Origin of the sequence: Hoeflea sp. (genome assembly GCF_039975035.1) — a bacterium.
Classification (GTDB): domain Bacteria; phylum Pseudomonadota; class Alphaproteobacteria; order Rhizobiales; family Rhizobiaceae; genus Hoeflea.
In genome coordinates this window covers 1-7,394 of record NZ_JBDWHW010000179.1, presented here as the reverse complement: position 1 = coordinate 7,394, position 7,394 = coordinate 1, and the positions used below count along the sequence as shown (strand labels likewise).

4 protein-coding genes and 1 tRNA gene are annotated in these 7,394 nt (G+C 59.2%); 4 read left to right on the top strand and 1 reads right to left on the bottom strand.

What is annotated here, in order from left to right; all coding sequences use genetic code 11:
* The 3 genes from ABJN75_RS16055 to ABJN75_RS16045 all read left to right on the top strand — a co-directional run.
* The coding region (locus ABJN75_RS16055; RefSeq protein WP_348440583.1) for a glycosyltransferase family 4 protein at window positions 1-627 on the top strand (627 nt) is incomplete at its 5' end.
* A gap of 48 nt (window positions 628-675) precedes the next feature.
* A complete protein-coding gene (locus tag ABJN75_RS16050) occupies window positions 676-2,241 on the top strand; it encodes an undecaprenyl-phosphate glucose phosphotransferase (RefSeq protein WP_348440582.1) in 1,566 nt (521 codons plus the stop codon).
* Window positions 2,238-3,452 (top strand): O-antigen ligase family protein, encoded by a 1,215-nt coding sequence (locus ABJN75_RS16045; protein ID WP_348440581.1) that lies wholly within the window; start codon window positions 2,238-2,240, stop codon window positions 3,450-3,452. Before ABJN75_RS16050 ends, ABJN75_RS16045 begins: the two co-directional genes overlap by 4 nt.
* Before the next feature lie 116 nt (window positions 3,453-3,568).
* Here the strand turns inward: ABJN75_RS16045 and ABJN75_RS16040 are convergent.
* Window positions 3,569-3,645 (bottom strand) — tRNA-Pro (locus ABJN75_RS16040).
* A 537-nt stretch (window positions 3,646-4,182) separates the two neighbouring features.
* Between ABJN75_RS16040 and ABJN75_RS16035 the strand changes: the two genes are divergently transcribed.
* A partial coding sequence (locus ABJN75_RS16035; RefSeq protein ID WP_348440580.1) for a calcium-binding protein occupies window positions 4,183-7,394 on the top strand: 3,212 nt, incomplete at its 3' end.

Below are 7,394 nucleotides of genomic sequence, written 5' to 3'. Positions count from 1 at the left end.
CACAATGGTCTTCGGGACAATGAATTCGAACCGGTCAGCCCCGCTCCGGACGTCGCCGATTTTCTCTATATAGGCATGATGCGCGACCTCAAGGGTCCCGACGTGTTCATCGAGGCTTTGCGCCGCGCCGAACAACTGGCGGGAAGACCGCTCCGCTCGGTCATGGTCGGTGATGGCGACGACAAGCCGCGATATCAGGCCCGGCTGGATGCACTCGGCATAGGCGGCAGGGTCACCATGCATGCCGCGATGCCGGCGCGGAAGGCTTTCGCCATGGCTCGCACAGTGGTCATTCCGTCCCGCGCTGAATCCATGCCCTATATCGTTCTTGAAGCGGTCGCGGCGGGCAAGCCGGTGATATCGACACAGGTCGGCGGCATTCCGGAAATCCTCGGACCGGAGTTTGCCGGCTTTGTTCCTCCCGGTGATGTCGAAGCGCTTGCCAGCGCAATGTCGCAAGACATCCTGCAACCCGACTGGCTGAGCGCCGCGATGCCGGACATGGACAGCTTCCGCGATCACTTTTCCGCGCGGACCATGGCCGAGCGCATGTCCGGACTCTATCAGGATTGCGTCAACAGGAAGATGCGGGACAGTTCGCCTCGCACGGTGTCAAGCCTTTCTTAGGGTGGACGTGATATCCCGGTAGCAAGAGTTTCCGGGGAGGTTTCGACCGTGAACAAGATCGACCGCGACAGCGCCTACAATCCAAAAGCCCTTCGCAAGGCAATGGCGGAGATAGAGGTCAAACCCAGCCTGCAGGGCAAGGACGGCCAACCGACCGTTGAATTGAGCCGTCTGGCCCGCCAGACCGCCAGCCGTCTGTCGGAGGAAAGCTTCTCTCCGACGATGATTATCGGCACGCTGCGGCTGACCGAATTCGCCCTGCTCTCGCTCACCGGTTTTCTGGTCTATGCGCTTTATGTCGGCATGACCTGGGAATCCACGCTGCTCTATTACGCGCCGGCCATTTTCTCAGGTTCCGCACTGGCAGTGCTGCTGATCCAGGTCTCTGACGGCTATCAGGTGCCCGCTCTCAGAAGCGCGCTGAGGACCCTACCCAAGGTTCTCACCTCCTGGTCTGTGGCATTCGCACTGATCGCGCTGGCGGCGTTCTTCATGCAATACGGCCTGGCATTTTCACGTGTGTGGTTCGCGGCCTGGTTCGTCAGCGGCGCGGTCACGCTTGTAATCGACCGCAACATCGTCGCCTACGGCATCCGCCGCTGGGCGCGCAATGGCGTCATGGAGCGCCGCGCCGTCATAGTCGGCGGCGGTGATATCGCCAAGGCACTGATCCGGTCGATCGAGCAGGACCCCAACAACGATATTCGCATTTGCGGCATCTTCGATGATCGTGATGAACGCCGGTCGCCACCGATGGTGGCTGGCTATCCCAAGCTCGGCAACATCGATTCACTGGTGAAATTCGCCCGTATGGCGCGGATCGACATGCTGATCATCGCCATGCCGCTGAATGCGGAATCGCGGGTTCTGCAATTGCTGAAAAAACTCTGGATCCTGCCGCTGGACATTCGCCTGGCTGCGCACGCCAACAAGCTCAGGTTCCGGCCGCGCGCCTATTCCTATGTCGGCGCGGTGCCGATGCTCGATATTTTCGACCGTCCGATCACCGATTGGGATTCGGTGGCCAAGCGGATTTTCGATGTGGTTTTCTCACTGCTGGCGATCACGCTGTTGTGGCCGGTGATGATCGGCACGGCGATCGCCATCAAACTTGATTCCAAGGGACCGGTCCTGTTCAAGCAGAAACGTCACGGCTTCAACAATGAAGTCATCGACGTGTTCAAGTTCCGGTCGATGTACACCGACCAGTGCGATCCCGCCGCCCGCGTCGTCGTCACCAAGGGCGACCCGCGCGTGACCAAGGTCGGACGCTTCATCCGCAAGACCTCGATTGATGAACTGCCGCAATTCTTCAACGTGCTGCGGGGCGACCTTTCGCTGGTCGGTCCACGCCCGCATGCCGTTGTTGCCGTGGCCCAGGACCGCCTCTTCGCCGAAGTCGTGGACGGCTATTTCGCCCGCCACCGGGTCAAGCCAGGCGTCACCGGCTGGGCGCAGATCAATGGCTGGCGTGGCGAAATCGACAATGACGAGAAGATCAAGCAGCGCACCGCCTGTGATCTCTACTACATCGAAAACTGGTCGCTGCTGTTTGACCTGAAAATCCTGTTTCTGACGCCGATCCGGCTCTTCAATACGGAACACGCCTATTGACCAGCGCCGCCCTTCCCGCACCCGCCCTGTTTCAGCCGCAGCGCGCGGCAATCTCGATACTGGCCTCGCTGTGCATCGCCTTCGGCGTATTCCTGTCGGGATTCGTGATCCGCGAGCCTGCGCCCTATGAGGTGTTCCTGGCGGTTCTGATCGGTATCTGGGCACTGTTCGGGCTGAGATTGTCGCGGCACATCGCGCCGCTGATCGCGCTCTATCTCATCTTCAACATTGGCGGCATGTTCTCGATCCTGACCATGGAAGACGTCAAGGACACCCCGATGTACATGGCGGTCTCGCTGTTTCTGGCGTTCACGTCGATGTTCTTCGCCGCCATCATCGAAGCCGACCAGCGTCGGCTGCCGCTGATTTTCCGGGCTTATCTGGCGGCGGCGATCATCACATCGCTGCTCGGTATTCTCGGCTATCTGGGCGCCCTGCCCGGCGGCGAAGTCTTCACCCGCTACGGTCGCGCGATGGGTGCGTTCCAGGACCCCAACGTGTTCGGGCCGTATCTGGTTCTGCCGACGCTGTATCTCATGCACGGCCTTCTGACCGGAACGCTGAAGGCAGCGCCATTGCGGATCGCCGGGCTGCTCATCCTTGTCCTCGGCGTGTTTTTCTCGTTTTCTCGCGCGGCGTGGGGCCTGCTGGCAATTTCGATGATGCTGCTGGTCATGATCATGCTCATCAGGGAGCGCACCGGAGCGTTCAGGCTGAAGATTCTGGTCATGACCCTGATCGGCGCACTGTTGCTTGTCGGCGCCATCATTGTCGCGCTGCAGGTCGACCAGATTGCCGATCTGTTCTCGGACCGGGCCAAGCTGGTTCAATCCTATGACGGGGCACGGCTTGGCCGCTTCGAACGCCATGCGATCGGATTTTTAATGGCGATGGAGCATCCGCTGGGCATCGGTCCGCTCGAGTTCGGATTGATGTGGGGGGAAGACACCCACAATATCTGGCTCAAGGCGCTGATGGATTACGGCTGGCTGGGTTTTGTCAGTTACCTGGTGCTGATCAGCTGGACGCTGGTGCTGGGTTTCCGCTTCCTGCTGCGTGACCGGCCCTGGCAACCCTATCTTATGCTCGCCTACATTGTCCTGCTGGGACATACCCTTATCGGCAGTGTGATCGACACCGACCACTGGCGGCATTTCTATATGCTGATGGGTATTGTGTGGGGGTGCATCGCGCTGGAGATGCGCTGGTAATCCGGTGTGCGGCGCCAGGCTGCTGCCACTGCCATGCAGCCCGCCTGAATCCCGATCATCCAGCAAAACTCCGCGGGCCTGGTTCCGGTCAGTCACTTCAAATCCGATAGTTGAAATGGTCGGAGCGGCGGGATTCGAACCCACGACCCCTTGTCCCCCAGACAAGTGCGCTACCGGGCTGCGCTACGCTCCGACTGGTAAAAGGCCTTAGAACATCAGGGTTTTGCGGGCAAGGGCAAAATGGCCGGACCGGCAGAAAAACCGGATATTGCCGAGTTGCCAGGGACCCGGGAGCGATGATCTCCACCAAAACTTTCACGGCGCAGTCATTGGTCGTTCTCACACGACCGCCTCGGTGGTGCAGGTGTCGCGTCACAGAAAGCGGGGATCACGCCAAGCGTGATCATGTTGATGAAGTCGTGACAGCTACATTGGCTACATCATCCAACAGGGCCCTTCGCTGTCGGATAGCAAACCAGGCCTTGTGACCTTCTTCCTGCCGACATCGCTTTGGCCAAGATAATCTCCAATGGTCTCCCGCCAGCCTGCGCGGCAGATGATCCTGATCGGCGTGAAAGCAATCCGGAGGGCGTCAGACAAAATGACGGTCATAACCCATATGGGGTATTCGCAGCGCGGCCCGACCCGGTAGTCTGCCGCGGCAATGATCATGCATACCAGCGATTGTCGCGACAGGGTTCTTTTTTGCAACAATGTAGGGAGACAGCAGATGGCGTTGATTGAGTGGCTGGGCGATTTTCAGGTCAATGTTGTGGATTCCGTCGGCTCGGACAACAGCCAGTACGACACCCAGGTGATCCAATTGACCAATGGCAACATCCTTGTTGCCTGGACATCGAATGCAGATCCCGCCGGAGGTCCCGGTTCTGGCTCTTTCAACGATGTCATTGGTCGCATCTACGACCCGCTCGGCAACGCCGTAACAGGTGAAATCGCGCTCAATTCGCTGACCTCCGAGAACGAGCAGCGGGTGAGCATCGCAGCCATTGAAGGCGGTGGCTTCACTGTTGGCTACCAGCGGTTCGATCCAAGCCTCTCAACGCCGAAATGGGGGCTCAACCTCGCCTCTTTCAACGCCAGCGGTGTGCAGCAGAATTCGACAACGCTCAAAACGATGAGCGCGGTAACCGAATGGCAATCGGTAAAGGTTGCGGTCAACTCTCCGACCGAGGCGATCGCCGTGTACACCGAGGAAGGCGGCGACATTTTTGCCCAACGCTACAACCCCACCACATCCGCGCTGATCGGCAGTCAAATCACCGTGCAGACGCAGGATCCGTTTTCCGACAACGGCTTTGATGTCATCGCCTCGCCGCTGATCGACATGTATGGGATCGTCTATGCGGACCGGGATTCCAACCCGGACAATGACCAACTCTATTTCGAAGCCTTCGCCACCACCGGTGGCCAAATCGGCTCCCGCATCCTGATCGACGAGTCATTCGACGATGCGTCAGATCCGTCCATCGCGACCCTCGACAATGGCAAATTCATCATTTCCTGGAATATTGACGGTTCTGGCGGCACTGATAGCGGCATCCGATTCTCGATCGTCGACGCACTCGCCGGCGGCGCCGGTCCGATGCTCAATCCAATGACCACCGTGGCCGGCAACCAGTTCAGCTCCGAAGTGGTCGCCATTGACGACAACCAGTTCGTCATCGCCTGGTATGATGAGAACACCCACGACATTCGCGCGCAGCGCTTTGATGATGACGGTGTGAAGATTGATGGTGAAGTCGTCATCCAGAGCTACACCACCTGGACCGCGTCCGACATTTCCATGACACGGCTTGAAGACGGCCGCATTTCCATCGGCTGGACCCAAAATTCCGGCAGCGACACAGACGTGCGCATGGCAATCTGGGATCCGCGAGACGATGCCAACCAGGCACCGGTCTATTCAAACGGCCAGATCATCGGCACACCGGGTGCGGATACGCTCAACCCGGTTCCAGAGGGAGCGCAGGAAGTCTTCGGCTGGAACGGCAATGATACGTTCTGGGTCACGCCAAACAATTCGGGATCAAACGGCACCCTGCTTGGCGTCGATTATGACGGCGGCAATGGGACCGACACGCTCGGTCTGCTCAGCCCCGGCAGTTACAGTGCGCTGGCGTCAGACCTGGTCAGCCTTGAAATTCTCAAATTCAACGCCGGCAGCACATCGGGCTTTCGCGGGATCACGCTGTATGCCGATCAGGCGGAAATGTTCACGACCTTCGATTTCGCGCAGGGCGGCGCCGCGCGCCCAGACCTTCTGACCATTCTCCTGTCTCCCAATGAGGAGATCAATCTATTCGGCAAAACGATTGTCGATTTTGAGACCGAGTTCGATGATATTGCCATCCTCGGCAACAGTGGCGCCGAGCTTATTCGCGGCACGCCGACAGACGACATTATCCAGGGCGGGCTTGGTATTGACGAAATGTATGGCGGTGGCGGATCGGACACGCTGGCGCTGACAAATAGCGGCTACTCGGGCACGGTCACCGTCGATCTGACCGCAGGCACCATCATAAGCACGCAGGGAACGGAGATCGCGGTCAATTTCGAGAATGTGAACGGCTCAGACGCAGACGAGACCATTCTGGGACTGGACTCCACCAGCGAGCTCAATGAAATCCGCGCCGGCAATGGCAATGGCAATGGCAATGACACGATCGATGGCGGAACAGGCAATGACAAGCTCTACGGCGAAGGCGGCCAGGACCGTTTTCTGCTTGGACATCTCGATCTGCAGCCACTCGTTTCCAAGTTCACGCCCGCCGAAATCATCCATGGCGGAACAGGTACCGACACGATCGAGTTTCGCGGCGGCACCGGCTCGGTTACCCATGACCTGCGCGGCCATGACCTGACAAGCATCGAGGAACTTGAGTTCGGAAGCGGCGACACCGCTGACATTGACAGAACAGTGCAGCTCTACGCCAACCAGTTTGGTGCGGGCGTCTCGCTGACAGCGCTGATTGATGGCCTTTTTTCCCCCGATGACCGGGAAATCCTTGAAGTATTCATGAGCGATGTGACTGTTCTTGACCTCAGCGGCCTGACCTTCGCGCAGTGGGGCGCTCAAGGCGAATTCACGCGCATCATTGGCGACAACTCTGCAGAGATAATCACGGGCACGACGCAGAACGACATTATCGACACCGGAGGCGGCAACGACATCGTCTATGCCGAGGGCGGATCCGCCGACATCGTGACCACCGGTTCCGGCAATGACCAGGTCTTCATCAGCGCACTCGGCGATACGGTCGATACGGGCGACGACGATGACACCATCCATGTCGCCACCTTCAGCTTGACCGCCGCCCACAGCATCGACGGCGGCAACGGTATCGATACGCTCAACTTCGGCACTGTTGCGAACCATTACAGTGTCAATTTGGCCACAGGCTCCTGGACCCGGATAAACGATACTGCAAACGTTGCAGCACTTTTCCGAATCGAAAACATGATCGCCGGCTCTGGCAACGACATTCTCGTGGGCAGCACAGTCGCCAATGTGATCACCGGCGGAGACGGCAATGACTTTATCGATGGCGGTGGCGGCAACGACACGCTGGCCGGTGGCGACGGTGCTGACACGCTCGAGGGGGGCGATGGCAACGACCTGCTGTTTGGCGGAACGGGGGCGGATCAACTGATCGGCGGCGCCGGTGACGACAAGCTCTATGTCGTGGGCAATGACAGCCTGCTGCGAGGCGATGCCGGTCATGACCAGGTGATCGTGCTCGATACCGGGGGCGTCAACATCACCATTGGTTCAGGCGTCGAGAATGTCTCCGGCAACTCCGGCAATGACGTGATCAACGCAGGCGGAACGACGACGGCGATCATCATTGGCGGTGGTGGCGGCGTGGATACGCTGACCGGTGGCTCGGTGGCCGATACGCTGGCCGGCGGTGACGGCAACGA